This is a genomic window from Phenylobacterium glaciei (assembly GCF_016772415.1).
Taxonomy (GTDB): domain Bacteria; phylum Pseudomonadota; class Alphaproteobacteria; order Caulobacterales; family Caulobacteraceae; genus Phenylobacterium; species Phenylobacterium glaciei.
Window position 1 is genome coordinate 2,171,037 of sequence record NZ_JAGSGD010000001.1, and the last position, 24,650, is coordinate 2,195,686.

The following is a 24,650-nucleotide window of genomic DNA, read 5'->3' on the forward strand; positions in this document are numbered from 1 at the left end:
CGTGACTCCGCACACCCTCGTGGTGGGCGGGACCGGGATGCTTTCAGGACTATGCGAGGCGCTCGCCGGCGACGGCGGGCGCCTTTCGCTCTTGTCGCGCCACGCGTCGCGGGCCTCCGGGGCTGACGGCTTTGACTGCGATTACTACGATCCCATCTCGTTCGCGGCGGCTCTGGATGTCGCTGTTGCGCGGTCGGGGCCGATCAATCTCGCCGTCGCCTGGTTTCACACCCTGAAGATCGAGGCGCCGAGGCTGTTGGCGCAGCGGGTCGAAGGCCGCCTGTTCCAGGTGCTGGGCAGCGCTATGGCCGACCCCTCCCATCCTGATCGCCTTGAAACCGCTCGGCAGGTGGCCGAGGGCGTGCACGGCTGCGAGCTCCGCCAAGTGGTGCTGGGCTTCAAGGTGGAAGAGGCCGGGTCGCGCTGGCTGACCCATGACGAGATTTCCGACGGCGTGCTGGAGGCCGCGCGCGCAGACCGGCTCCTGACCATCATCGGCCAGACGGAGCCCTGGTCGGCTAAGCCTTGAGCCGGGCTTGCGCCGCCGCGATCAGGGCGTCGCCGCTCAGCGTCACGTCGAACCGGTCAAAGTCCTTGTCGTCGGCGGCGCGGACGTCGCCGAACAGGCCTTTCGGGTCTTCGTGGAAGTGCAGGAAGGCGCTAGCCCTGCGATAGAAGACGCCGCGCTTCTTCTCGGTCAGGCCGGGCAGGGCGCGGACGCGGGCCAGCAAGGGTTCGAGCTGGTCCAGCGCGATCTCACCGGCGTGCTTCACGGCGCTGAACCTCTAGGGACGTTCCTTGAAGACACGGTAGCCCCGGTGATCGGCGAGTTTCAACATCTCGCGGTCGCCGCTGGTGTCGCCATAGGCGGCCTTCAGCGTGAAGTCAGGGCCGAACATCGCCCGCAGCCGACGGACCTTCTCCGGGCCGCGGCAATTTGACCCGAGGAAGGCCCCGGTCACCCGGTCGTCGGCGTCGAAGGCCAGTTCCGTGGCGATGAGGGCGTCGGCCCCCAGGCCCCGGGCGAAGGGGGCGACGATCATGTCAGGGGAGGCGCTGACGATCACCAGCTTGGCGTGTCGCTGGCGCCAGCGCCGCCAGGTCTGCAGGGCGTCGGGGCGCAGCAGGCTGGGGGCGGCGACCTCGGCGAAGGCGCGGGCCTGGGCCTCCAGTTCGTCGCGCGTCATTCCCTTGAGGAACTCGCGGACGGCGGCGGCCTTGATGCGTCCGCGGTTGCGATGGCCCAGATAGGAGATGGCCGCCGGGACCAGGCGCGTCATGCCGGCCATATAGCGGCCCTGGTCCACGCGCCATTTGAGGAATTCTGTGAAGCTGTCGCGGACGGTGATGGTGCCGTCGAAATCGAAGGCGACGACGCCGGCGTCCTCGATCTGGTCGTCGAGCATCTCGTTGGAGGGGGCGCCGCCGCCGCGCAGAGATTTTTTCGCCATGGCCAACCCCCTCGCACCCTCACGGGCGCGTATCTACCCAGAACAATCGGCGGGCGCAGCGCGGACCTTGGGGGGGGAGGCGTTCGCGGCGCCCGGAGCCGAACTCTTGTCCCGAACTGGCGCACACCCATCTAGGGATTCGGACCTGCCCGCCATCGGGCGCCCCGCCAGCCAATTGTCGCGATGTCCCCCAAAGGCTTGTGATCCTTGGACGGATCGGGGAATGTCAAGGATTAGACAACCTGCGGCGCGTATCCTGCACTGATGGCGTCAGGAACGCCTCCGGGGACGGACGTCCCGGCCAACCGGCCGATCGTCGAAAGAGTGAGAAACGACCATGACCAAGGCCGCCAGCGGAGACTCCAAGAGCACGCTCTACTGCTCATTCTGCGGCAAGAGTCAGCATGAGGTCCGCAAGCTTATCGCGGGTCCTACTGTGTTCATCTGTGATGAGTGCGTAGAACTGTGCATGGATATCATTCGCGAGGAGCACAAGATCTCCTTCGTGAAGTCCAAGGACGGTGTGCCGACCCCCAAGGAAATCCGCGAAGTCCTCGACGATTACGTGATCGGCCAAGATCACGCCAAGAAGGTGCTCGCTGTGGCGGTGCACAACCACTATAAACGCCTCAACCACGCCTCGAAGAATAACGACGTCGAACTGGGCAAGGCGAACATCCTGCTCATCGGTCCGACCGGCACCGGCAAGACCCTGCTGGCCCAGACGCTGGCCCGAATCATCGACGTGCCCTTCACCGTCGCCGACGCCACCACGCTCACCGAAGCGGGTTATGTCGGCGAGGATGTCGAAAATATCATCCTGAAGCTCCTTCAGGCCGCCGACTACAATGTCGAGCGGGCGCAGCGCGGCATCGTCTACATCGACGAAGTCGACAAGATCAGCCGCAAGTCGGACAATCCGTCCATCACCCGCGACGTGTCGGGCGAGGGCGTGCAGCAGGCCCTGCTGAAGATCATGGAAGGCACCGTCGCCTCCGTGCCGCCGCAGGGCGGGCGCAAGCATCCCCAGCAGGAGTTCCTGCAGGTCGACACCACCAACATCCTGTTCATCTGCGGCGGCGCCTTCGCCGGGCTCGAGAAGATCATCTCGGCCCGCGGCCAAGGCACCTCGATCGGCTTTGGCGCCAAGGTCTCCGATCCGGACGATCGCCGCACCGGTCAGATCTTCCGTCAGGTGGAGCCTGACGACCTGCTGCGCTTCGGCCTGATCCCGGAATTCGTTGGCCGTCTGCCGGTCATCGCGACCCTGGACGACCTGGACGAGCCGGCCCTGGTGAAAATCCTCACCGAGCCGAAGAACGCCTTCGTCAAGCAGTACCAGCGTCTGTTCGACATGGAGAATGTCGGCCTGACCTTCACCGACGACGCCCTGAATGCGGTGGCCCGCAAGGCGATCATCCGCAAGACCGGCGCGCGCGGCCTGCGCTCCATCCTGGAAAGCATCCTGCTCGAAACCATGTACGAGCTGCCCACCTATGAGGGCGTCGAGGAAGTGGTGGTCAATGCCGAGGTCGTCGAAGGCCGGGCCCAGCCCCTGGTCATCTACGCCGAGCGCCGCGACAAGGGCGGCGCGGCCTAGCCGCCTTGCGCCCTTCTCCCTCAGAGGGGAGGGCGCGTAAATGACACAGACCCCCTGCGACCGCGGCGTCCTCGCCGCGGTCGTTTCCTATCCGGGCGCCCATGGAGGCGGCCTGGTGCTGGCCGGCACGGTGCTCGGCTCCAGCCTGGCCTTCATCGACGGCTCGGCGGTCAACCTGACCATCCCGGTGATCCAGCAGCAGCTCGGCGGCGGCGCGGCTGCCGCTCAGTGGATTATGAACGCCTATCTGCTGTTCCTCAGCGCCCTGGTGCTGGTGGGCGGCGCGGCCGGCGATCGCTATGGCCGCAAGCGGGTCTTCGTCACGGGTGTCATCCTCTTCACGGGCGCCTCGGTCTGCTGCGGTCTGTCTCCGAACCTGCCCCTGCTGATCACCGCCCGCGCGGTGCAAGGCATCGGCGCGGCCCTCCTGGTGCCCGCCAGCCTCGCCATCCTCGGCGCCAGTTTCGACAAGCAGGCGAGGGGCCGCGCGGTGGGCATCTGGGCGGGCGCCGGGGGTCTCACCAGCGCGCTCGGTCCCGTGCTCGGCGGCTGGCTCACCGACGCGGTCTCCTGGCGCGCCGTGTTCCTGATCAATGTGCCCCTGGCGGCGCTCGCCATCGGCTTCATCCTGATCGGCGCCAAGGAGAGCAAGGTCGCCAAGACCGGCCCCCTGGACGCGTTGGGCGCGCTGACCGTCACCCTGGGCCTGGCCGCCGTCACCTGGAGCCTCACCGAGGCGCCGGAGCGTGGCCTGACGCTGCTGCCGGTGGCCGCCCTGGTCCTGGGCCTGCTGGCGCTGGCCGCCTTCCTGCGCATCGAGCAGACGGCGGCGTTTCCGATGGTCCCGCTGCAGCTCTTCAAATCCAAGACCTTCTCCGGCGCCAACGGCCTGACCCTGCTGCTCTACGCGGCCTTCAGCGGCGCCCTGTTCCTGCTGCCGTTCCAGCTGATCCGCGTCCACGGCTATCCCGCCGCCAGCGCCGGGGCGGCCCTGCTGCCGCTGTCGGTGGGGTTGGCGGTGCTGTCGCCGCTGGCCGGCGGCTTCTCAGCGAGGGTCGGGCCAAGGGTGATGCTGGGCGGCGGCCCGCTGCTGGTGGCGGTCGGGTTTGCCCTGCTGGCGCTGTTGGCCGACGAGCCGAACTATTGGCGAGGCGTCTTTCCGGGCCTCGCGACCCTGGCGATCGGCATGGGGTTGGCCGTAGCGCCGCTGACAGACGCCGTACTGGGGGCTGTCGACGACGCCTATGAGGGCGCGGCGGCGGGGATCAACAACGCCGTGGCCCGGGTCGCGGGTCTGCTGGCCGTCGCCCTGGTGGGGTTTGTGCTGGTGGCTCCATCCGGCGCGTCGACCACTCAGGCCAACGCTGTTATCGCCTCGGGCTACCGGACCGCCATGATCGCCGCCGCCGTGCTGGCGGCCCTGGCGGGGGGCATCGGCTTCGTGACCGGGCCGCCGCGTCAGATGACGGCGCCCAGCCCGCGCAAGCGCGCGATCTCGCCGGACGAATAGCCGGCCTCCGCCAGCACCTCGGCGGTGTGCTGGCCCAAGCCAGGGGCAGGGCGCCTTGCCCCGTAGTCGAAGCCTGGAAACCGCACCGGCGTATTGGGCGCGCGGAACGTACCGCCGTGGCGGTCCTGGACCTCCACGAAGCAGCCGGCCGCCTCGGCATGGGGATCGGTCACCACATCCTCAGGCCGTTGCAGAGGGGCCCAGATCACGTCGCCGGCCGTCAGCCGCGCGCTGACCTCCGCCAGGGTCAGCTGGCCGAAGCCCGCGTCGAGGATGTCGAGGATCTGGCCGACATTGGCCGAGCGCCACAGAGGATCGCCAAACTGCGGATCTTCCGCCAGGTCGGGGCGGCCCGCGGCGATGGCCACCGGCCGCCAGGGGTTGGCGCCGCGGGGGACCATGGCGAACCACCGCTGGTCTGCGGTGCGGAAATAGCCGGAGAGGGGGCTGAGCGTCTCGCGACGGGGCGGGGCGGTCTTCACCTCGCCGTAGCGTAGCTGCACCGACAGGTCCCAGCCGACCGCATAGACCCCGGCCCGGATCAGCGAGGTCTCCACCAGCCGGCCCCGGCCGGTCGCGTCCCGCGCCCTCAGCGCCGCCAGCACGGCCGACAGCGCCGCCAGCGCCGTCACGTGGTCTCCGAACCCTGGTCGGCAGTTGAAGGGCGTCACGTCGCTGGGGATGGTGGCGCCCGCCACCCCGCCCTTGGCCCAGAAGGCGGTGATGTCGAAGGCCGGCAGGTCGGTGGCCTCGCCGTCCAGGCCATAGCCCGAGACGCTGCAATAGATCATGCGCGGCAGCTCGGCTTTCAGGCTGTCATAGTCCAGCCGCGCGCGCTTCAGCGCGCCGGGTCGCAGATTGGTGATGAAGACGTCGGTGTCGGCCAGGATCCGCACCAGCGCCTCGCGGCCTTCCGGCGTGCCGGTGTCCAGCACGATGCCGCGCTTGCCGCGGTTGTCGTTGGAGAAGACCGGGTTGCCCGGCTGTTCGGCCGTGTCGGGATAGAAGGCGCGCATCGGATCGCCCGTCGCGCTCTCCACCTTGATCACCTCGGCGCCCCAGTCGGCCATCACCGCCGCCGCGCCCGGACCCGCCACATAGGTGGCGAACTCCACGACCTTCAGACCTTCCAGCATGTCCAACCTCCCCGTCGGCTGCTTGTGGAGACAGTGGGACGCCCCTCGTCGCTTGGAAAGCCTGCTGAGAGGTCGTTCAGCCGACGCAGGGGCTCTTGCACCTGTTGCGGCGGCGCACCATTTCCTGTGTCTTGGGCGTCACCAATTTCAGACGCATTGTCGCGGACGATCTGGCTCAGCTTGTAGAGGGGGCCAAAGCGTCCACATAAATGGCCGACAATTCGCTCTCGCTGAGCGGACGGGCCGACCGACTCAGGCACATCGTCTGGGGGAAACCGGTCGGAATATGGGACGGGCCCTGCTTTGGAAGGGGGCCCACCAGGAGTAGATGCATATGTCTGAGATCAAGACTCTGCCCATTCTTCCGCTGCGGGACATCGTGGTCTTCCCGCACCAGCCCGTGCCGCTGTTCGTGGGCCGCGAGAAATCCGTCCGAGCGCTCGAGGAGGCCATGAAGGCCCCCGGCAAACAGATCCTTCTGGCCACCCAGAAGGACAAGGACGACGACGATCCGTCCCCCGACGCGATCTATGACGTCGGCGTCGTGGCGTCGGTGCTGCAGCTGCTGAAGCTTCCCGACGGCACCGTGAAGGTGCTGGTGGAAGGCAAGGCCCGCGCCGGCATCTCGAAGTTCACCGATCAGGCCGAGTTCTACGAAGCCGAAGTCGCCTTCATCACCGAAGACGGCGCGGCCTCGACCGAAGCCGAGGCCCTGTCGCGCGCCGTGGTCGAGCAGTTTGAGAACTATGTGAAGCTCAACAAGAAGGTGCCGCCCGAGGCGCTGGCCTCCATGCCCCAGGTCGACTCGCCCGGCGAGCTGGCCGACCGCATCGCCTCGCACCTGTCGGTGAAGATCGCCGAGAAGCAGAACTTGCTGGAGATCTTCAATGTCGTGAAGCGCCTGGAGAAGGTCTACGCCCTGATGGAGGGCGAGATCAGCGTCATGCAGACGGAAAAGAAGATCCGTAACCGCGTGAAGCGCCAGATGGAGAAGACCCAGCGCGAATACTACCTGAACGAACAGATGAAGGCGATCCAGCGCGAGCTGGGCGAGCAGGACGACAGCCGCGACGAGCTGATCGAACTCGAGAAGCGCATCAAGAAGACCAAGCTCTCCAAGGAGGCCCGCACCAAGGCCGACAGCGAGCTGAAGAAGCTGCGCAACATGAGCCCGATGTCGGCGGAATCCACCGTCGTGCGGAACTATCTCGACTGGCTGCTGTCCATTCCGTGGGGCAAGGCCAAGACCAAGCCGATCGACCTGGTGAAGGCCGAAGCCGTTCTCGAGCACGACCACTACGGGCTTGAGAAGGTCAAGGAACGCATCCTGGAGTACCTGGCCGTTCAGGCCCGGACCGGCTCCCTGAAGGGTCCGATCCTCTGCCTGGTGGGCCCCCCCGGTGTGGGCAAGACCTCGCTGGGCAAGTCCATCGCCGAGGCGACGGGCCGCGAGTTCGTGCGCGTGTCCCTGGGCGGGGTGCGCGACGAGGCCGAGATCCGCGGTCACCGCCGCACCTACATCGGCTCGATGCCCGGCAAGGTCATCCAGTCGATGAAGAAGGCCAAGTCCACCAACGCCTTCTTCCTGTTGGACGAGATCGACAAGATGGGGTCCGACTATCGCGGCGACCCGTCCTCGGCCCTGCTGGAAGTGCTGGACCCGGCGCAGAACTCCACCTTCGCCGACCACTATCTGGAGGTGGACTACGACCTGTCGCCGGTGATGTTCGTCACCACGGCCAACAGCCTCAACATGCCCCAGCCGCTGCTGGACCGCATGGAGATCATCCGCATCCCCGGCTACACCGAGGAAGAGAAGCTGGAGATCGCCAAGCGCCACCTGCTGCCCAAGCTGACCAAGGACCACGGCCTGACGCCGGTGGAATTCGTCGTTCCCGACGACACCATCCGCGACCTGATCCGCTACTACACCCGGGAAGCCGGCGTGCGGTCGCTGGAGCGGGAGCTGGGCAACCTGGCGCGTAAGACCGTCCGGGACCTGGGCCGCGAGAAGCTGCTGGCCATCACCGTCGATGACGAGCGCCTGGCCAAGTACGCCGGGGTCAAGAAGTACCGCTACGGCGAGACCGACGCGGAAGATCAGGTCGGGATCATCACCGGCCTGGCCTATACCGACTTCGGCGGCGACATCCTGACCATCGAGGCGGTCAAGATGCCGGGCAAGGGCCGCATGTCCATCACGGGCAACCTGAAGGATGTGATGAAGGAATCCATCTCGGCGGCGCACTCCTATGTCCGCAGCCGGGCGGTGCACTTCGGGATCGAGCCGCCGGTCTTCGAGAAGACCGACGTCCACATCCACGTTCCGGATGGCGCGACCCCCAAGGACGGTCCCTCCGCCGGCGCGGCCATGGCCACGGCCATCGTCTCGGTGCTGACCGGCATCCCGATCCGCAAGGATCTGGCCATGACCGGCGAGGTCACCCTGCGCGGCCGGGTGACGGCCATCGGCGGCCTCAAGGAAAAGCTGCTCGCGGCCCTGCGGTCCGGGGTCAAGACCGTGCTGATCCCCGAGGAGAACATGAAGGACCTCGCCGACGTGCCCGAGAGCGTGAAGTCGGGGCTGGAGATCATCCCGGTCTCCAACATCGACCAGGTGCTGGGCCACGCCCTGACCCAGCCGCTCACGCCGATCGAGTGGACGGAGCCGGTGACGCCCGCGATCCCCGTCGTGGTCGATGACAGCGATCCAGAGGCGGTTTTGACGCACTGAATCGCGGATTAACTGCAAATAAGTGGGCGGCGCGGGGTATTCCCGCGCCGCCTTCGTTTGACGCCTGCCGCGAGACCGCCATAATCGCGTCACGCGAAGCAGCCTCGCGAACACTGCGGGGGGTCCGCGGACCTATAACGGGCTGGGAGAAACACCAAATGACCAAGGCCGAACTCGTCACGGCGATCGCCGAAAAGGCGGGCCTCAACAAGGCGCAGGCGAAAGACGCGCTGGAAGCCTTTATCGACTCTGTCACCGCCTCCCTGAAGAGCGGCGAAGAAGTCCGGCTCGTGGGTTTCGGCAGCTTCGTGCCGGTTAACCGCGCGGCGGGTACGGCGCGGAATCCGCGCACTGGTGAGACCGTGCAGCGCGCCGCCTCCAAGACCGCGCGCTTCCGGGTCGGCGAAGGCCTGAAGAGCTCGCTGAACTAGGCGGCTTCAGTCACATACCTTTTCGGAAGGGGCGGTCGCCGGGGAGGCGGCCGCCCTTTTCATATGGGGGTTTCTGCGCGCCGGGGAGGGCGCTAAGAACCGCCGTCACGGGCGGCTAGCTCAGCTGGTCAGAGCACCTGGTTTACACCCAGGGGGTCGGGGGTTCGAACCCCTCGCCGCCCACCATCCTGCTTCGCGCTGCGCGCTTCGCAGGACGGGTCCTGCCGCCGAACCAAAGTGAGCCTATGCTCTACCGCCCCCTCGGCAAGACCGGTCTGACCGTTTCGGAGATCGGGTTCGGCTGCGCCAGTTGGTGGGGGCAGAGGGCGTTCGATGAGGGCCAAGCCATAGCCCTGGTCCATGCGGCCCTCGATCGGGGGGTGACCTTCTTCGACACCGGGGCCAGCTATTCCAGCGGCGAGGCCGAGCCGCGGTTGGGGCGGGCGCTGCGGGGGCGGAACCTCGAAGGCCTGGTGATCGCCACCAAGGCCGGGACCGCCCACAACAGCCGCCGCGTCGTGCGCGACATGTCGCCGGCGGCCATCAAGGCCAGCGTCCTGCGCAGCCTCGCCAACCTGGGGCTGGAGCGCCTACCGCTGCTGCAACTGCATGGCCCGGCGATCCTCGATCTCACCGACGACCTTCTGGCGACCCTGGAAGGTCTGAAGGCGCGGGGGCTCGTTGAGGCGCTGGGCGTCAACAGCTTCGATCCCGCCGTCATCGACCATGTCGCGGGTCTGCCGCAGTTCGACGTCGTGATGGTAGATTACAACGTCCTGCGGCCAGAGCGCGGGCCGCTGATCGCCCGGGCGGCGGCGGCGGGGAAGGGGGTGCTGGCGGGGATGCCGTTGGCCATGGGCCACACCGGCGGCCAGGTTCTGAAGCTGCGGGCGGCGCGCGACGTCTGGTACGCCCTGCGCGCCCTGAAGAACCATCGCGCGGAGGTCCTGGCCGGGCGGCGGTTCGGCTTCCTGCATCGGCGGGCCGAGATCAGCGGGGCCCAGGCGGCCTTGGCCTATGTGCTGGCCAACCCAAATGTCGCCTGCGCGGTGACCGGCACGACGCGGATGGCCCACCTGCTGGACAATCTCGACGCCTCGGGTCGTGTCCTGCCGCCAGAACTTGCGGCCGAGATCGCCCGGGCGCAAAGCGCCAGGACCTGACGTCGGGGCGCCCCTTTCGCCGGACGCCAAGAGGCGTAGTCTGCCTGCAAGAACAACGATAACTCAGGGCAGGAAACCATGGCCAAGCTCGATCTGGGTGCGCTCGACCAGGCGCTGGAGGCGGCGCATCAGCCCGCCCTGGCCGCCGCCCTTGTGCAGATGACCGGCGACCTGCACTGGCTGCGCAAGGAGTGGACGCCCACCTACACCCCGCTGTCGCGCGGCGAGACCGGGGTGCCCGAGGCCGAGCAGGCCAAGTTCCGTGCAGAAGCCAAGGCGGCGATCCTCGACTGGTTCGCCAAGGGGGCGCCGCCCACGACCACCCCCGATCCCGCCGCCCTGCGCCGGATGATGAGCTTCGTGGCTGGCGCCGACATCCCGGAGAACTATGCCGACTTCCTGAACGACGAGTTGGCCATCGGTGGCCAGTCCAGCAAGGACCCGCAGTGGACCACGCCGGGGCTCAAGGACGCCGCGCGGCGCATGCATGTGCTGGTGATCGGGGCGGGCATGTCGGGCCTGCTGACCGGTATCCGCCTGACCCAGGCCGGGATCGACTTCGAGATCGTCGACAAGAACGCCGATGTCGGCGGCACCTGGCTGGAGAACACCTATCCCGGCTGCCGGGTCGACAGCTCCAACCACATCTATTCGTATTCCTTCGAGCCGAACCACAACTGGCCCCAGCACTTCTCCACCCAGCCGGTGCTTCTGGATTACTTCCGAGGCGTGGCCAATCGCTACGACCTGCGCAAGAAGATCCGCTTCGAAACCAGCGTCGAGGAGATGGTCTGGGATGAGGGGCGTGCGGTCTGGAACGTCACCGTCAACACGCCTGCGGGCAGCGAGAAGATCGTCGCCAATTCGGTGATCACCGCCGTGGGCCAGCTCAACCGCCCGCGCCTGCCCGACGTGAAGGGCCGTGAGCGCTTCAAGGGGGCGGCCTTCCACTCCGCCCAGTGGGCCCACGACGTCGACCTGACGGGCAAGCGGGTTGCGGTGATCGGCACCGGGGCCAGCGCCTTCCAGTTCGTGCCGGAGATCGTCGGCAAGGTGGCCAGCCTGACGGTCTTCCAGCGCACCCCGCCCTGGGGCTTCCCCACGGCGCACTATCATGAGGACGTGCCGGCCGGGATGAACTGGCTGCTGGAGCACATTCCCAACTACGACAAGTGGTATCGGTTCTTCCTGTTCTGGATGGTCACCGACGGCCTGCTGGACGGGGTGCGGGCCGATCCTGCCTGGGCGGGCGACGAGACGGCCGTGTCCGCGGCCAACGCGATGTTCCGGGCCATGGTCGCCGAGGCCCTGCGGATGCAGACCGAGGGGCGGCCGGACCTGGTGGACAAGGTGATCCCCACCTATCCGATCGGCGGCAAGCGGGCCCTGCTGGACAACGGCGTCTGGATCGCGGCGCTGAAGCGTCCGAACGTGGAGCTGGTCACCGACGCCATCACCGAGATCACCGAGAGCGGCATCATCACCGCCGACGGGACCGCGCGCGACTTCGACGTGATCATCTACGGCACAGGCTTCCACGCCAGCCGCTTCCTCTATCCGATGAAGATCAAGGGGCGCGGCGGGGCCGACCTGCACGACACCTGGGACGGAGACGCACGCGCCTATCTCGGCATGACCACGCCGGGTTTCCCCAACCTTTTCATGATCTACGGGCCCAATACCAACATCGTCGTCAACGGCTCGATCATCTTCTTCTCCGAATGCAGCGTCCGTTACATCCTGGGGTGCCTGAAGCTGCTGGCCGAGACCGGGGCAAACGCCATGGAGCCGAAGGCCGAGGTGCACGACGCTTTCAACATCCAGGTGGACGCCGGCAACAGGCTGATGGCCTGGGGCGCCCCGCAGGTGTCGAGCTGGTACAAGAACGAGAAGGGCCGGGTCAGCCAGAACTGGCCCTTCGCCCTGGTGGACTATTGGCGCGCCACCCTGGCGCCCGATCCGCAGGATTTCGTGCTGTCGAAGGCGCGCGAGATGGCGGGGTAGGGGAGGCTGGGCCTATACGGGAGCGACGCGTTTTCCCGTGAGGTCCCATGCCGCTCAAGCTCCACACCATAATCTGCAGCACCCGCCCGAGCCGGCTGGGTCCGAAGATCGCCGAATGGTTTGACGCCATCGCCCAGGGGCATGACGGCTTTGACGCCGAACTGGTGGATCTGGCCAGTTTCGAGCTGCCGGTCTTCGACGAGCCCAAGCATCCGCGCCTGCGCGACTACGCCCACGACCACACCAAGGCCTGGAGCGCCAGCGTGGACGCCGCCGACGCCTTCGTCTTCGTGACGCCGGAGTACAATTACGGACCGCCGCCGTCCTTCATCAACGCGGTGAACTACCTTGTCCACGAGTGGGCCTATAAGCCCGCGGCCTTTGTCAGCTATGGCGGAGCGTCCGGTGGGGTGCGGGCGGTGCAGATGGAGAAGCTGCTGCTCACAACCATGAAGGTGATGCCGATCCCGGAGGGCGTGGCCCTGCCGATGTTCAGCCAGCACCTGGTTGAGGGCGCCTTCAAGCCGCCGGAACTGCAGGACAAGGCCGCTGGCGTCATGCTCACCGAGCTCGCCCGCTGGGCCACGGCGCTGAAGACGCTGCGCGCCCCAAGCTAGACCATTGCCAGGCGTCCCGCCGCCCTGTTCAACTATGTGTTGAGCAGCGGAGGGCAGGGCATGACTCAGGGCGTGGTGACGGTGCAGGGCTTGAACCTGCGCGACGGTCCCGGTGGCGCAGCGACACCCCCCAGCCTGGACCTCGGCGTCGGCGTCGAGATGTTCGAGTCCAAGGCCGGCTGGACGCGCGTCACCACCCTGAAGGCCCCGATCCGCGGCGGCTGGGTCTCCAGCCAGTTCCTCAGCCAGACGGTGGCGGTCGCGACCCCGGCCCCGCCTCCGCCCGCCGCCCCGCCCATGCCCGACGCCCCCGGGCATCCGGTGACCGTGGCCGGCGGGAAGGCGATCACTCCGGACGGCCGCGCTTTCGCCTCGGCCTACAAGGGTGGCTTCTACACCACCGGCCGGACCTCCCTGGCCGGATGGCTGGCGGGCAATCCGCCGCCGGCCGACCTAAAGCCCTCGGCGGTGCGGGTGGTGCGCGCCATCTCCGCCAATGAGGGGCTGCTGGAGGCGGTGAACTCCTACGACAACAGCTACATGTCCATCGGGCTGTTCCAGTGGACCTGCGGTCCTGCCACCGACCCGGGGGAATTGCCGGCGCTGCTGGCCGCCTTGAAGCGAACCTGGCCCGTGGCCTTCCAGGACTGCTTCGGCCGCTACGGCCTGGACGTACAGACCGCGACCGCCACGGCGACCACCGGCTACCTGGTGCTGAACGGCGTGGTGCTGAACACCGCGGCGCGAAAGCTGCAGCTGCGCGGGCCGGTGTGGGCCTACCGGTTCTGGCGGGCAGGGCACCACCACGACATGCGGGCCTGCCAGCTCAGCTTCGCCGCCGGCCGCATGGCCCGCTTCCTGGACCTGAAGGCCGCCGGCGTGCCGATCCGCAGGTGGCTCACCTCCGAGCAGGGCGTGGCCCTGGTGCTGGACGAGCACGTCAACCGGCCGGGCCATGTGCCGGGCACGCTCACCGCCGCGCTGGCCAAGATCGGCGCCCACGACCCGGCGGGCTGGCAAACCGCCGACGAAGCCAGGCTCATCGCCGCCTATGTCCTCGCCCGCAAGGCCACTAACATGACCGATCCCATCAAGCGGGCTGAGCGGATCGCCGACGCGGTCAACCAGAACACCCTGTCGGCCGATCGCGGCTCGTTCGTGATCTGAGACTGGGTGGCGGCTGTCACGACTCGGGTCTAACCTTCTGCGTCGGGTGGCTGACTCAGAGACGATGGAGTGTCGACATGGCCTACAAGTTCGAGATCTCGAAGGACAAGGCGGGCGAGTTCCGCGTGAAGTTCAAGGCGCCCAACGGCGAGGTCATGTTCTCCACCGAGGGCTATTCCGCCAAGGCCTCGGCCAAGAACGCCATCGAATCCATGAAGAAGAACGGTCCCGACGCCGAAACCGACGACACGACGGACTGACGCCGGGCCCCGGCCGGCCGAGAACGCGGGATTTTATTCACAGGCGAGGGCGCGGAAACGAACTCGCCCGTTGACACGATTCCGGTCGGGACCTATCAGACGCCCCTCGCGGGCCCACACGGCCCACATGCGGATGTAGCTCAGTTGGTTAGAGCGCCGGCCTGTCACGCCGGAGGTCGCGGGTTCGAGTCCCGTCATTCGCGCCACTTCTCCCCGACATCGATGATGCTGCGACCGGACGCTGAATTGCGCGCCAGTTCACCCATGAGTGCGCGCGTTTTCTCGCGCACCTGAGAGGCATTCGCAGCGCGAACATCGGTCTTTTTCGCAGGCGCGGCGCCAGCGTCATTGTGCGGTTTGAAACGGTTCCATTCGTGGTCTAGAAGGGCGCGACTCCTTAGAGGATTCCATGAACGCGTTCCTTCTTCAGTACCTCCCCATCGTGATCTTCCTAGGGATCGCGGCGGTTCTGGGGGTCGTCTTCATCCTCGCCTCGGCGGTTCTCGCCCCCAAGGCGCCGGACCCCGAAAAGCTCTCGTCCTACGAGTGCGGCTTCAACGCCTTCGACGATGCGCGAATGAAATTCGACGTCAGGTTCTACCTGGTCTCGATCCTCTTCATCATCTTCGACCTGGAGGTGGCCTTCCTGTTCCCGTGGGCGGTGTCGCTCATGAAGCTGCCGCAGGACGTCGCCCAGTTCTCCTTCTGGTCGATGATGTCCTTCCTGGGCGTGCTGACCGTCGGCTTTATCTACGAATGGAAGAAGGGCGCCCTGGAATGGGAGTAATCGTTCCCGCGGGTTCCGCCCCCGCGCTCTCGGCCGGTCGCTCGACCGTCGAGGGCTATAACCCCAAGCTGCACGACCCCTTCTTCGACGGCGTCTCCACCGAGCTCGCCGACAAGGGATTCATCACGGCCGCGGCCGACGACCTGATCACCTGGGCGCGCACCGGCTCGCTGATGTGGATGACCTTCGGCCTGGCCTGTTGCGCCGTCGAGATGATGCACGCCTCGATGCCGCGCTATGACCTGGAGCGCTACGGCTTTGCGCCGCGCGCCAGTCCGCGCCAGTCCGATGTGATGATCGTCGCCGGCACGCTCTGCAACAAGATGGCCCCGGCCCTGCGCAAGGTCTACGACCAGATGCCGGAGCCGAGGTACGTCATCTCCATGGGCTCCTGCGCCAACGGCGGCGGCTACTACTACTTCAGCTATTCCGTGGTGCGAGGCTGCGACCGGATCGTGCCTGTGGACATCTATGTCCCCGGCTGCCCGCCCACCGCCGAGGCCCTAGTCTACGGCGTGCTGCAGCTGCAGAAGAAGATCCGCCGCACCGGGACCATCGAACGATGAGCTGGCCGGTCGAGATCTCCACGCTCGAGAGCCTGGGCCAGCAGCTGGTCGCCGACAGCGCCGGCGCCGTGGCGGGCTATTCGATCGCCTTCAAGGAACTGACCCTGACGGCCCCGGCCAGCCGTGTCGCCCAGGCGTTGACCCTGATGCGCGACAAGTTCGGCTTCGCCCAGCTGATCGACCTCTGCGGCGTCGACTATCCCGAGCGCCCGCAACGCTTCGACGTGGTCTACCACCTGCTGTCCCTCACCAAGAACCAGCGCCTGCGTCTGAAGGTGCAGACCGACGAGGACACCGCCGTCCCCACGGTCACGGGGGTCTTCCCCTGCGCCGACTGGTATGAGCGCGAGGCCTTCGACATGTATGGGATCTTCTTCGAGGGGCATCCCGACCTGCGCCGCATCCTCACCGACTACGGCTTCCATGGGCATCCGCTGCGCAAGGACTTCCCGATGACCGGCTATGTCGAGCTGCGCTACGACGACGAACTCAAGCGCGTGGTCTACGAGCCCGTGAAGTCCGTCGAGTTCCGCAACTGGGACTTCCTCTCGCCGTGGGAAGGGGCCGACTACATCCTGCCCGGCGACGAGAAGGTGGAGGCGAAGTGATGGCTGACGACGCGTCCATGACCCCGCTCTCGGAAAACGAGATCCCGGTCCGCAAATTCAACATCAACTTCGGCCCGCAGCACCCCGCGGCCCACGGCGTTCTGCGCCTGGTCCTGGAGCTGGACGGCGAGGTCGTGGAGCGGGTCGACCCGCACATCGGCCTGCTGCATCGCGGCACCGAGAAGCTGATGGAGTACCGCACCTACCTTCAGAACATCCCGTACTTCGACCGCCTCGACTATGTGGCGCCGATGAACCAGGAACACGCCTTCTGCCTGGCCATCGAGAAGCTGCTGGACCTGGACGTGCCGATCCGCGGCAGCCTGATCCGGGTGATGTTCTCGGAAATCGGCCGGGTTCTGAACCACCTGCTCAACGTCACGACCCAGGCCATGGACGTCGGCGCGCTCACCCCGCCTCTTTGGGGCTTCGAAGAGCGCGAGAAGCTGATGGTCTTCTATGAGCGGGCCTGCGGCGCGCGCCTGCACGCCAACTATTTCCGCCCCGGCGGCGTCCACCAGGACCTGCCAGAGGCCCTGATCAACGACATCGACGACTGGGCCGCGGCCTTCGCCCGTCCGGTCAACGACATCGACAAGCTGATCACCGGCAACCGCATCTTCAAGCAGCGCAATGTCGACATCGGCAAGGTGACCCGCCAGGAGGCCATCGACTGGGGCTTCTCCGGCGTCATGGTGCGCGGTTCCGGCATCGCCTGGGACCTGCGCCGCAGCCAGCCCTACGAATGCTACGACGAGATGGACTTCGAGATCCCGCTGGGGATCAACGGCGACTGCTACGACCGCTATCTCTGCCGCATGCAGGAAATGCGCGAGTCCACCAAGATCATCCGCCAGTGCGTTGAACGGCTTCGCAAAACGCCCGGCCCCGTGATGACCGAGGACAACAAGGTGTCGCCGCCGCGCCGGGGCGAGATGAAGCGCTCCATGGAAGCGCTGATCCATCACTTCAAGCTCTACACAGAAGGCTTCCGCACCCCGGAAGGCGAGGTCTATGCGGCCGTTGAGGCGCCCAAGGGCGAGTTCGGCGTCTTCCTGGTGAGCGACGGCGGAAACAAGCCCTATCGCTGCAAGATCCGCGCACCGGGCTTCCCGCACCTGATGGCCATGGACTGGATGAACCGCGGCCACATGCTGGCCGACGTGTCGGCCATCCTGGGCTCGCTGGACATCGTGTTCGGGGAGATCGACCGATGAGCGCGCCAGCCTGCATCTCGCCCTTCGACGTCGTGGACGGCCAGTTCGAGGCCTATAACAGCCAGAACCTGTCGACCTTCATGACCTTCTACGCCGACGACGCGGTGCTTGCCGACTTCAACGGCGCCATCACCGCCAATGGCGCCGAGGCCATCCGCGCCCGGCATGAGAAGCTGTTCGCCGACTTCCCGCAGAACAAGGCCGAACTGAAGGCGCGCGTGATCATCGGCTCGCGCGTCATCGACCACGAACTGGTCGCCCGCACACCCGGCGGCGACACCTTCGAGGTCGCCGCCATCTACACCATCTCGGACGCCAAGATCGTCCGCGTCGATTTCGTGAAGTGAGGCTCTGACCGTGAGCGTTCGACGCCTTTCCGCCGATCAACCCGCCAGCTTCGCCTTCTCCAAGGAGACGATGAAGCAGGCCCAGTGGTGGATCTCGAAATATCCGGACGGCCGGCAGCAGTCGGCGGTGATCCCGATCCTTTGGCTGGTGCAGAAGCAGGAGGGCTGGGTTTCCGAACCCTCCATCCGCGCCGTCGCCGAGCTGCTGAAGATGGCCACGATCCGGGTCTACGAGGTCGCCACCTTCTATACGATGTTCATGCTGGAGCCGGTGGGCACGATCGCCATGGTCCAGGTCTGCGGGACCACGGCCTGCCAGTCGCGGGGCTCCGAGGACCTGCTGGCGGTCTGCCGCAAACGCTTTGGCCCCGACAGCCACCGCTCTGCGGACGGCAAGTTCTATTGGCAGGAAGTCGAGTGCCTCGGAGCCTGCTCCAACGCCCCCATGGCCGCCATCAACGACCGCTATTATGAGGACCTCACCGTTGAGGGCTTCGAGAAGCTGCTGGACGCCTTCGCCGCCGGCAAGACGCCGCCGCCGGGCTCCGAGATCGGCCGTCAGGGCAGCGCTGTCCTGGGCGGCAACACCACGCTGAACGATCCCAAGCTGTACGACGGGTCGGCCGCCAAGCCGATCAAGGGTCTGCCGAACGCCGCCCCCAAGGGTAAGGCCAAGGCGCCTGTCGCATGACAGAGGTCGAGGTCGCCAAGCGCCGGTTCACGATCATGGTCGCGGTCTCAGCGGTCAGCGTCTTCGTGGCCATCACGGCGATCGTCTGCGCCTTTCGGCTCAGCCAGTCCTGGCTGCTCATTGTCTTCGCCGTCGCGCTCTTGATCGGGTTCGGTGCGCAGATCTGGTTCATCGCGGGCTTCCGCTCCGCGAAAAAGGGAGTGTAGGGGGTCTTGGTCGGCATCCTGGAAGACAAGGACCGCATCTTCACCAACATCTACGGGCTCCAAGACTGGGGCCTTGAAGGTGCGAAGGCGCGCGGCTGCTGGAACGCGACCCGCGAGATGCTGGGTCAAAGCCACGAATGGGTCTGCGAGCAGATCCGCGAGTCCGGCCTGCGGGGCCGGGGAGGCGGGGGCTTTGTCACCGGCTTCAAGTGGACCCTGATGCCGCAGCAGCTCAGCGAGCGGCCCCATTACCTGGTGGTCAACGCCGACGAGTCCGAGCCCGGCGCCTGCAAGGACCGCGAGATCATCCGCAACGATCCGCACCTGCTGATCGAAGGCTGCATGATCGCCAGCTACGCGATCCGCGCCCACACCGCCTACATCTACATCCGTGGCGAATACGTCATGGAGCGCGAGCGCCTGGAAGCGGCGATCAAGCAGGCCTACGCGGCCAAGCTGATCGGCAAGGACAACGTCAACGGCTGGGACTTCGACCTCCACGTCACCCACGGGGGCGGGGCCTATATCTGCGGCGACGAAACCGCCCTGATGGAGAGCCTGGAGGGCAAGAAGGGCCAGCCGCGCCTCAAACCGCCGTTCCCGGCCGGCGCCGGCATCTATGGCTGCCCGACCACCATCAACAACGTCGAGTCCATCGCCGTCGTCGGCACCATCCTGCGCCGTGGCGCGGGCTGGTTCTCCAGTTTCGGACGCCCGAAGAACGCCGGCACCAAGCTGATGGCGGCCTCGGGCCACGTGAACAAGCCCAGCGTGGTCGAAGAGGCCATGTCTATCCCCATGCGCCAGCTGATCGAGGATCACTTCGGCGGCGTGCGTGGCGGCTGGGGCAAGCTCAAGGCGGTGATCCCGGGCGGGGTCTCCATGCCGATGATCACCCGCGAACAGGCCGAGACCGTCCTGATGGACTTCGACGACCTGCCGCGCGTGCAGTCGCGCCTGGGCACGGCGACCATGATCCTGTTCGACGAGGACACTGACCTGGTCCGCGTGATCGCCCGCGTCTCCCGCTTCTTCAAGCATGAGAGCTGCGGCCAGTGCACGCCGTGCCGTGAAGGCACCGGCTGGATGTGGCGGGTGATGGAACGGATGGTCACCGGCGAGGCCGAGATGCGTGAGATCGACATGCTGCTCGACGTCGCCTCCCAGGTCGAAGGCCACACCATCTGCGGCCTCGGCGACGCCGCGGCCTGGCCCATCCAGGGCCTGTTCCGCAACTTCCGCCATGAAGTTGAGGACCGGATCACCAGCTATCGCGCGGGCAAGCCGCATGTTCAGGGCGCGGCCCTGGTGGCGGCGGAGTAGTCGGATGCCTAAAGCCAAGGTCAACGGCGTCGAGGTCGAGTTCGAACCCGGCATGACGGTTCTGCAGGTCGCGGAACTGGCCGGGGAAGAGATTCCGCGCTTCTGCTATCACGAGCGCCTCAGCATCGCCGGCAACTGCCGCATGTGCCTTGTCGAGGTGAAGCCCGGCCCGCCCAAGCCGCAGGCGTCCTGCGCCCTGCCGGCCTCCGACGGCCAGGAAATCATCACCAATTCGCCGATGGTCAAGAAGGCCCGCGAAGGGGTGATGGAGTTCCTGCTCATCAACCATCCGCTGGATTGCCCGATCTGCGACCAGGGCGGTGAGTGCGATCTGCAGGACCAGGCCATGGGCTATGGCCGCGACGACAGCCGCTATGGCGAGAACAAGCGCGCCGTCGAAGAGAAGTTCATGGGGCCGTTGATCAAGACGGTCATGACCCGCTGCATCCAGTGCACCCGCTGCGTCCGCTTCATCACCGAAGTGGCCGGCGTGCCGGACATCGGTCTCATCTCCCGCGGCGAAGACGTTGAAATCACGACCTATCTCGACAAGGCCGTGGCCAGCGAACTGTCGGCCAATGTCATCGACCTCTGTCCGGTCGGCGCCCTGACCTCCAAGCCCTACGCCTTCAACGCCCGGCCTTGGGAGCTGAAGAAGACCGAGAGCGTCGACGTCATGGACGCCCTGGGCTCCTCGATCCGCGTCGACAGCCGAGGCCCCGCGGTCCTGCGCGTGCTGCCGCGCCTGAACGAAGACATCAACGAGGAGTGGATCAGCGACAAGACCCGCTACGCCGTGGACGGTCTGTCCCGCCAGCGCCTCGACAAGCCCTATATCCGTGAAGCCGGTAAGCTGCGTCCCGCCACCTGGGCCGAGGCGCTCAGCCTCGTCGCGTCCAAGCTGAAGGCCGCCAGTCCCGACCGTATCGGCGTCATCGCTGGCGACCTGCAGGACGCGGAGTCCATGAAGGCCGCCAAGGACCTATTCGGGTCGCTCGGCGTCACCAGCCTGGACTGCCGTCAGGACGGCATGACCCTGGGCGCCGGCGCGCGCGCGACTTGGCTGTTCAACTCCACCATCGCCGGCGTCGAAGCCGCCGACATGATCGTCATGGTCGGGACCAATCCCCGCACCGAGGCCCCGGTCCTCAACGCCCGGTTCCGCAAGCGCTGGGTCGCTGGCGCCCTGGAAGTGGGCGTCATCGGCGAACAGGCCGACCTGACCTACGGTTACGAGTATCTCGGCGCGGGCGCCGCCAGCCTCTCAGGGCTCGCCAAGTCCAAGTCCGACTTCGTCAAGCGCCTGAAGGACGCCAAGAACCCGGCCCTCATCATCGGCGCCGGCGCTCTGGGCCGCGCCGATGGCGGCGCCATCGCCAAGGCTGCGGCGGACCTCGCCAAGACCTTCGGCATGACCTGGAACGTCCTGCATACCGCCGCCAGCCGCGTCGGCGGTCTGGACCTGGGCTTCATTCCGGGCGAGGGCGGCAAGACCGCCACCCAGATGGTCGCCAAGGGCGCGCTGGACGTCCTGTTCCTGATGGGCGCCGATGAGATCGACGTCACCGCCAGCGACGCCTTCACCGTCTATATGGGCACCCACGGGGACGCCGGGGCCCACAAGGCCGACGTGATCCTGCCAGGCGCGGCCTATACCGAGAAGGACGGCCTCTATGTGAACACCGAGGGCCGGGTCCAGATGGGCCAGCGCGCGGTGTTTCCCAAGGGCGAGGGCCGTGAAGACTGGTCCATCCTGCGGGCCCTGTCGGACCGTCTGGGCGCGACGCTGCCCTACGACACCCTGGCCCAACTGCGCGCCAAGCTGTTCGCTGACCACCCGTCCTTCGGGCGCATCGACTACGCTCCGGGCGCGGCGGCCTCGGCCATCGATCTCTCCGGGATCGCGGCGGCCGGCGTGGCCACTGATGCGCCGCTCGCCAGCGGCGTGCGGGCCTTCCACCTGACCAACCCCATCGCCCGCGCCAGCGTGACGATGGCCGAGTGCGCGGCCGTGGCGGCCGACGCCTCCAAGATCGCGGCGGAGTAGGGGATGGACGCTTCCATCAATTTCTGGGCTACGGCGCCGGGCTGGACGCTGCTGACGGTCGGCAAGATCATGCTGATCATCCTGCCGCTGTTGGTCTGCATGGCCTTCTTCATGCTGGCCGACCGCAAGATCTGGGCAGGCGTCCAGATGCGCAAGGGCCCCAACGTCGTGGGACCGTTCGGCCTGCTGCAGTCCTTCGCCGACCTGATCAAGTTCGTGCTGAAGGAGCTGATCATCCCCGATGGCGCCGACAAGGCGGTGTTCCTGCTGGCCCCGGTGCTGACCTTCCTGCTGTCGCTGGTCGGCTGGGCGGTGATCCCGTTCGCCCCGGGCTGGGTGATCTCCAACATCAATGTCGGCGTGCTGTACCTGTTCGCCATCAGCTCGCTGGGCGTCTACGGCATCATCATGGGAGGCTGGGCGTCGAACTCGAAGTACCCCTTCCTGGGCTCGCTTCGGTCGGCCGCGCAGATGGTCTCCTACGAGGTCTCCATCGGCCTGGTGATCATCACCGTCATCCTGCTCTCGGGCAGCATGAACCTGAGCACCATCGTCGAGAAGCAGGCCGGCGGGTTCTGGAACTGGAACTTCCTCGGCGGCGGACTGCACAACTGGCCCATCGCCATCGTGATGTTCGCCATGTCGGTGATCTTCTTCATCTCGGCGCTGGCCGAGACCAATCGCCCGCCTTTCGACCTTCCCGAGGCCGAGTCCGAGCTCGTGGCAGGCTATCAGGTGGAGTATTCCTCCAGCCCGTTCCTGCTCTTCATGATCGGCGAGCTGGTGAACATCGTGCTGATGTGCTCGCTGATCTCGCTGTTGTTCTTCGGTGGCTGGCAGGCGCCTATCGACTTCGCCTTCGTCCACCAGTGGGGCGACATGGCGCAGGGCTTCTACGGCCTGATGTGGTTCTTCGCGAAGACCTGCTTCTTCTTCTTCCTGATCGCCATGGCGAAAGCCATCGTGCCTCGCTACCGCTATGACCAGCTGATGCGCCTGGGCTGGAAGGTCTTCCTGCCCACCGCCGGCATCGCCGTGGTCCTGGTGGCGGCCTGGCGCGTCTTCGGGCCCGCCGCGGCATGAGGATCCTGCTCGTCATCTCCAGCCTGATGCTCTGCGCCGCCTGCGCCAGCGGCGTCACGCCGGATGGCGGCGTGGCGAGCTATGACGCCCTGAAGACGGCCCGCGACGCGTGCCTGGCCAAGGGCGGCGACCTGCAGCTGGCGAAGGAAGGTGATCCTCAGTCGATCACCGCCTACGTCTGCAAACGAAAGTGACCGCGATATGATGCAGCGTATTACCCAGGCCGTGAAAGGCGCGGCGCTGATGGACTTCGTGGGCGCCTTCGGGATGGCCATGAAGTACATGGTCCGCCCCAAGGCCACCGTGCTCTATCCCTATGAGCGTGGGCCGCAGTCGCCGCGTTTCCGGGGCGAGCACGCCCTGCGCCGCTATCCCAATGGCGAAGAACGCTGCATCGCCTGCAAGCTCTGCGAAGCCATCTGCCCGGCCCAGGCCATCACCATCGAGGCCGAGCCCCGCGAGGACGGCAGCCGCCGGACCACCCGCTACGACATCGACATGGTGAAGTGCATCTACTGCGGCCTGTGCCAGGAGGCCTGCCCGGTGGACGCCATCGTCGAGGGTCCAAACACCGAGTTCGCGGTCGAGACCCGCGAAGAGCTCTACTACGACAAGGAACGCCTGCTCGATAACGGGGACCGTTGGGAGCGGCAGATCGCGAAGAATCTGGAACTGGACGCGCCCTACCGGTAAGACCCGGGCGCGATTCCGAAAGCTAATCACCGCGTCGCCGTCAGGCGCCGGTCACTGAAATTAAGGGGCTGAGAAGAGCCGTCATGGCCGTTCAGGCGATCGCATTCTATCTGCTGGCGACGGTGACCCTGGTCGCCGGTGTCTGCGTGGTTTCGGCCCGCAGCCCGGTGCACTCAGTGCTGTTCCTGATCCTGGCCTTCTTCTCCGCCGCAGGGCTGTTCGTGATGCTGGGGGCCGAGTTCCTCGCCATGCTCCTGGTGGTCGTCTATGTCGGCGCCGTCGCGGTGCTGTTCCTGTTCGTCGTCATGATGCTGGACGTCGACTTCTCCACCCTGCGGCAGGGCTTCGCCCGCTACATGCCACTGGGCGCGGGCGTCGCCGGCATCCTGGCCTTCGAGATGATCCTGGTCTCCACCGCGGTCTCCACCGGCGGCGCGGCCCGGCTCAATGACACGCCTCAGGCGTCGGGCGTGGACATCTCCAACGCCGAGACCATCGGCCGCGTGCTCTACACCGACTACATCTACTTCTTCCAGGCGGCGGGTCTGGTGCTGCTGGTGGCCATGATCGGCGCCATCGTGCTGACGCTGCGCCATAAGCCCGGCGTGCGCCGGCAGGTGATCGCCGACCAGGTGGCGCGCGGGCCTGCGACCGGCATGCGGGTCATTTCCATCAAACCCGGCGCGGGGATCGACGAATGAGCATCGGGCTCGCCCACTACCTGGCGGTCGCCGCGATCCTGTTCACCATCGGGGTGTTCGGGATTTTCGTGAACCGCAAGAACATCATCGTCATCCTGATGTCGATCGAGCTGATCCTGCTCGCCGTGAACATCAATCTGGTGGCCTTCTCAGTCTATCTGCACAACGTCACGGGGCAGATTTTCGCGCTGTTCGTGCTGACCGTCGCCGCGGCCGAGGCCGCTGTCGGCCTGGCCATCCTGGTGACGTTCTTCCGTAACCGCGGCGACATCGCCGTGGACGACGTCTCCGTGATGAAGGGTTGAGGA

27 protein-coding genes and 2 tRNA genes are annotated in these 24,650 nt (G+C 66.6%); 26 read left to right on the forward strand and 3 right to left on the reverse strand.

What is annotated here, in order from left to right; translation table 11 throughout:
- Position 1: 1 nt before the first annotated feature.
- Entirely contained in the window at positions 2 to 529 is a 528-nt protein-coding gene (locus JKL49_RS10575) for a Rossmann-fold NAD(P)-binding domain-containing protein (RefSeq protein ID WP_215340311.1), read from the forward strand.
- Here the strand turns inward: JKL49_RS10575 and JKL49_RS10580 are convergent.
- Both JKL49_RS10580 and JKL49_RS10585 read right to left on the reverse strand, forming a co-directional pair.
- Positions 519 to 773, reverse strand: a complete 255-nt coding sequence (locus tag JKL49_RS10580) for a hypothetical protein (protein WP_215340312.1) — start codon at positions 771 to 773, stop codon at positions 519 to 521. The two genes, JKL49_RS10575 and JKL49_RS10580, sit on opposite strands and share 11 nt — an antisense overlap.
- A gap of 12 nt (positions 774 to 785) precedes the next feature.
- Positions 786 to 1,451, reverse strand: a complete 666-nt coding sequence (locus JKL49_RS10585; RefSeq protein WP_215340314.1) for an HAD-IB family hydrolase — start codon at positions 1,449 to 1,451, stop codon at positions 786 to 788.
- 337 nt (positions 1,452 to 1,788) lie between these two features.
- On the opposite strand from JKL49_RS10585, the gene clpX reads away from it, so the two are divergent.
- Both clpX and JKL49_RS10595 read left to right on the forward strand, forming a co-directional pair.
- Positions 1,789 to 3,051: an ATP-dependent Clp protease ATP-binding subunit ClpX gene (gene clpX, locus JKL49_RS10590; protein ID WP_215340316.1), complete on the forward strand. Its 1,263-nt coding sequence runs from the start codon at positions 1,789 to 1,791 to the stop codon at positions 3,049 to 3,051.
- 40 nt (positions 3,052 to 3,091) lie between these two features.
- The gene (locus JKL49_RS10595; protein ID WP_215340318.1) at positions 3,092 to 4,561 is read left to right on the forward strand and encodes an MFS transporter; all 1,470 of its coding nucleotides are present in this window, start codon (positions 3,092 to 3,094) and stop codon (positions 4,559 to 4,561) included.
- Here the strand turns inward: JKL49_RS10595 and JKL49_RS10600 are convergent.
- A complete protein-coding gene (locus JKL49_RS10600) occupies positions 4,510 to 5,697 on the reverse strand; it encodes a CaiB/BaiF CoA transferase family protein (protein ID WP_215340319.1) in 1,188 nt (395 codons plus the stop codon). The two genes, JKL49_RS10595 and JKL49_RS10600, sit on opposite strands and share 52 nt — an antisense overlap.
- 334 nt (positions 5,698 to 6,031) lie before the next feature.
- Between JKL49_RS10600 and lon the strand changes: the two genes are divergently transcribed.
- The 23 genes from lon (at position 6,032) to nuoK (ending at position 24,647) form a co-directional block, all read left to right on the forward strand.
- Entirely contained in the window at positions 6,032 to 8,431 is a 2,400-nt protein-coding gene (gene lon, locus JKL49_RS10605; protein WP_215340320.1) for an endopeptidase La, read from the forward strand.
- Positions 8,432 to 8,589: 158 nt separating this feature from the next.
- Positions 8,590 to 8,862: an HU family DNA-binding protein gene (locus JKL49_RS10610; RefSeq protein WP_215340321.1), complete on the forward strand. Its 273-nt coding sequence runs from the start codon at positions 8,590 to 8,592 to the stop codon at positions 8,860 to 8,862.
- Between the two features lie 109 nt (positions 8,863 to 8,971).
- A tRNA-Val gene (locus JKL49_RS10615) sits at positions 8,972 to 9,048 on the forward strand.
- Between the two features lie 59 nt (positions 9,049 to 9,107).
- On the forward strand, positions 9,108 to 10,025 hold the full coding sequence (locus JKL49_RS10620) for an aldo/keto reductase (RefSeq protein ID WP_215340322.1): 918 nt from the start codon (positions 9,108 to 9,110) through the stop codon (positions 10,023 to 10,025).
- A 78-nt stretch (positions 10,026 to 10,103) separates the two neighbouring features.
- Positions 10,104 to 12,029 (forward strand): flavin-containing monooxygenase, encoded by a 1,926-nt coding sequence (locus JKL49_RS10625; RefSeq protein ID WP_215340324.1) that lies wholly within the window; start codon positions 10,104 to 10,106, stop codon positions 12,027 to 12,029.
- A 47-nt stretch (positions 12,030 to 12,076) separates the two neighbouring features.
- Complete coding sequence (locus JKL49_RS10630; RefSeq protein WP_215340326.1) at positions 12,077 to 12,646, forward strand: NADPH-dependent FMN reductase; 570 nt, start codon at positions 12,077 to 12,079, stop codon at positions 12,644 to 12,646.
- Between the two features lie 60 nt (positions 12,647 to 12,706).
- Positions 12,707 to 13,813 (forward strand): SH3 domain-containing protein, encoded by a 1,107-nt coding sequence (locus JKL49_RS10635; protein WP_215340328.1) that lies wholly within the window; start codon positions 12,707 to 12,709, stop codon positions 13,811 to 13,813.
- A 77-nt stretch (positions 13,814 to 13,890) separates the two neighbouring features.
- A complete protein-coding gene (locus tag JKL49_RS10640) occupies positions 13,891 to 14,073 on the forward strand; it encodes a YegP family protein (protein ID WP_215340330.1) in 183 nt (60 codons plus the stop codon).
- A gap of 129 nt (positions 14,074 to 14,202) precedes the next feature.
- Positions 14,203 to 14,279: transfer RNA gene (locus JKL49_RS10645), tRNA-Asp, on the forward strand.
- Positions 14,280 to 14,482: 203 nt separating this feature from the next.
- Positions 14,483 to 14,860 carry an NADH-quinone oxidoreductase subunit A gene (locus JKL49_RS10650; protein WP_215340332.1) on the forward strand — a complete coding sequence of 126 codons (378 nt, stop codon included), beginning with the start codon at positions 14,483 to 14,485 and terminating at the stop codon, positions 14,858 to 14,860.
- Entirely contained in the window at positions 14,830 to 15,426 is a 597-nt protein-coding gene (locus JKL49_RS10655) for a NuoB/complex I 20 kDa subunit family protein (protein WP_215340334.1), read from the forward strand. Before JKL49_RS10650 ends, JKL49_RS10655 begins: the two co-directional genes overlap by 31 nt.
- A complete protein-coding gene (locus JKL49_RS10660) occupies positions 15,423 to 16,034 on the forward strand; it encodes an NADH-quinone oxidoreductase subunit C (RefSeq protein ID WP_215340336.1) in 612 nt (203 codons plus the stop codon). Before JKL49_RS10655 ends, JKL49_RS10660 begins: the two co-directional genes overlap by 4 nt.
- The gene (locus JKL49_RS10665) at positions 16,034 to 17,251 is read left to right on the forward strand and encodes an NADH-quinone oxidoreductase subunit D (RefSeq protein WP_215340338.1); all 1,218 of its coding nucleotides are present in this window, start codon (positions 16,034 to 16,036) and stop codon (positions 17,249 to 17,251) included. Before JKL49_RS10660 ends, JKL49_RS10665 begins: the two co-directional genes overlap by 1 nt.
- Positions 17,248 to 17,598: a nuclear transport factor 2 family protein gene (locus tag JKL49_RS10670; protein ID WP_215340341.1), complete on the forward strand. Its 351-nt coding sequence runs from the start codon at positions 17,248 to 17,250 to the stop codon at positions 17,596 to 17,598. The genes JKL49_RS10665 and JKL49_RS10670 overlap by 4 nt, the downstream gene beginning before the upstream one ends.
- A 10-nt stretch (positions 17,599 to 17,608) precedes the next feature.
- Positions 17,609 to 18,289 (forward strand): NADH-quinone oxidoreductase subunit NuoE, encoded by a 681-nt coding sequence (nuoE, locus tag JKL49_RS10675; protein ID WP_215340343.1) that lies wholly within the window; start codon positions 17,609 to 17,611, stop codon positions 18,287 to 18,289.
- Positions 18,286 to 18,495, forward strand: a complete 210-nt coding sequence (locus tag JKL49_RS10680; protein ID WP_215340345.1) for a hypothetical protein — start codon at positions 18,286 to 18,288, stop codon at positions 18,493 to 18,495. Before nuoE ends, JKL49_RS10680 begins: the two co-directional genes overlap by 4 nt.
- A 6-nt stretch (positions 18,496 to 18,501) precedes the next feature.
- Complete coding sequence (gene nuoF, locus JKL49_RS10685) at positions 18,502 to 19,818, forward strand: NADH-quinone oxidoreductase subunit NuoF (RefSeq protein ID WP_215340347.1); 1,317 nt, start codon at positions 18,502 to 18,504, stop codon at positions 19,816 to 19,818.
- A 4-nt stretch (positions 19,819 to 19,822) separates the two neighbouring features.
- Positions 19,823 to 21,865 (forward strand): NADH-quinone oxidoreductase subunit NuoG, encoded by a 2,043-nt coding sequence (gene nuoG / locus JKL49_RS10690; protein WP_215340349.1) that lies wholly within the window; start codon positions 19,823 to 19,825, stop codon positions 21,863 to 21,865.
- Between the two features lie 3 nt (positions 21,866 to 21,868).
- Positions 21,869 to 22,948, forward strand: coding sequence for an NADH-quinone oxidoreductase subunit NuoH (nuoH, locus tag JKL49_RS10695; RefSeq protein WP_215340351.1), 1,080 nt, complete (start codon positions 21,869 to 21,871; stop codon positions 22,946 to 22,948).
- Positions 22,945 to 23,142 (forward strand): hypothetical protein, encoded by a 198-nt coding sequence (locus JKL49_RS10700; RefSeq protein WP_215340353.1) that lies wholly within the window; start codon positions 22,945 to 22,947, stop codon positions 23,140 to 23,142. Before nuoH ends, JKL49_RS10700 begins: the two co-directional genes overlap by 4 nt.
- Positions 23,143 to 23,149: 7 nt before the next feature.
- On the forward strand, positions 23,150 to 23,641 hold the full coding sequence (nuoI, locus tag JKL49_RS10705; protein WP_215340355.1) for an NADH-quinone oxidoreductase subunit NuoI: 492 nt from the start codon (positions 23,150 to 23,152) through the stop codon (positions 23,639 to 23,641).
- A gap of 83 nt (positions 23,642 to 23,724) precedes the next feature.
- Positions 23,725 to 24,342 (forward strand): NADH-quinone oxidoreductase subunit J, encoded by a 618-nt coding sequence (locus JKL49_RS10710; RefSeq protein ID WP_215340357.1) that lies wholly within the window; start codon positions 23,725 to 23,727, stop codon positions 24,340 to 24,342.
- Positions 24,339 to 24,647, forward strand: coding sequence for an NADH-quinone oxidoreductase subunit NuoK (gene nuoK, locus JKL49_RS10715; protein ID WP_215340359.1), 309 nt, complete (start codon positions 24,339 to 24,341; stop codon positions 24,645 to 24,647). Before JKL49_RS10710 ends, nuoK begins: the two co-directional genes overlap by 4 nt.
- The last annotated feature ends 3 nt before the right edge of the window (positions 24,648 to 24,650 follow it).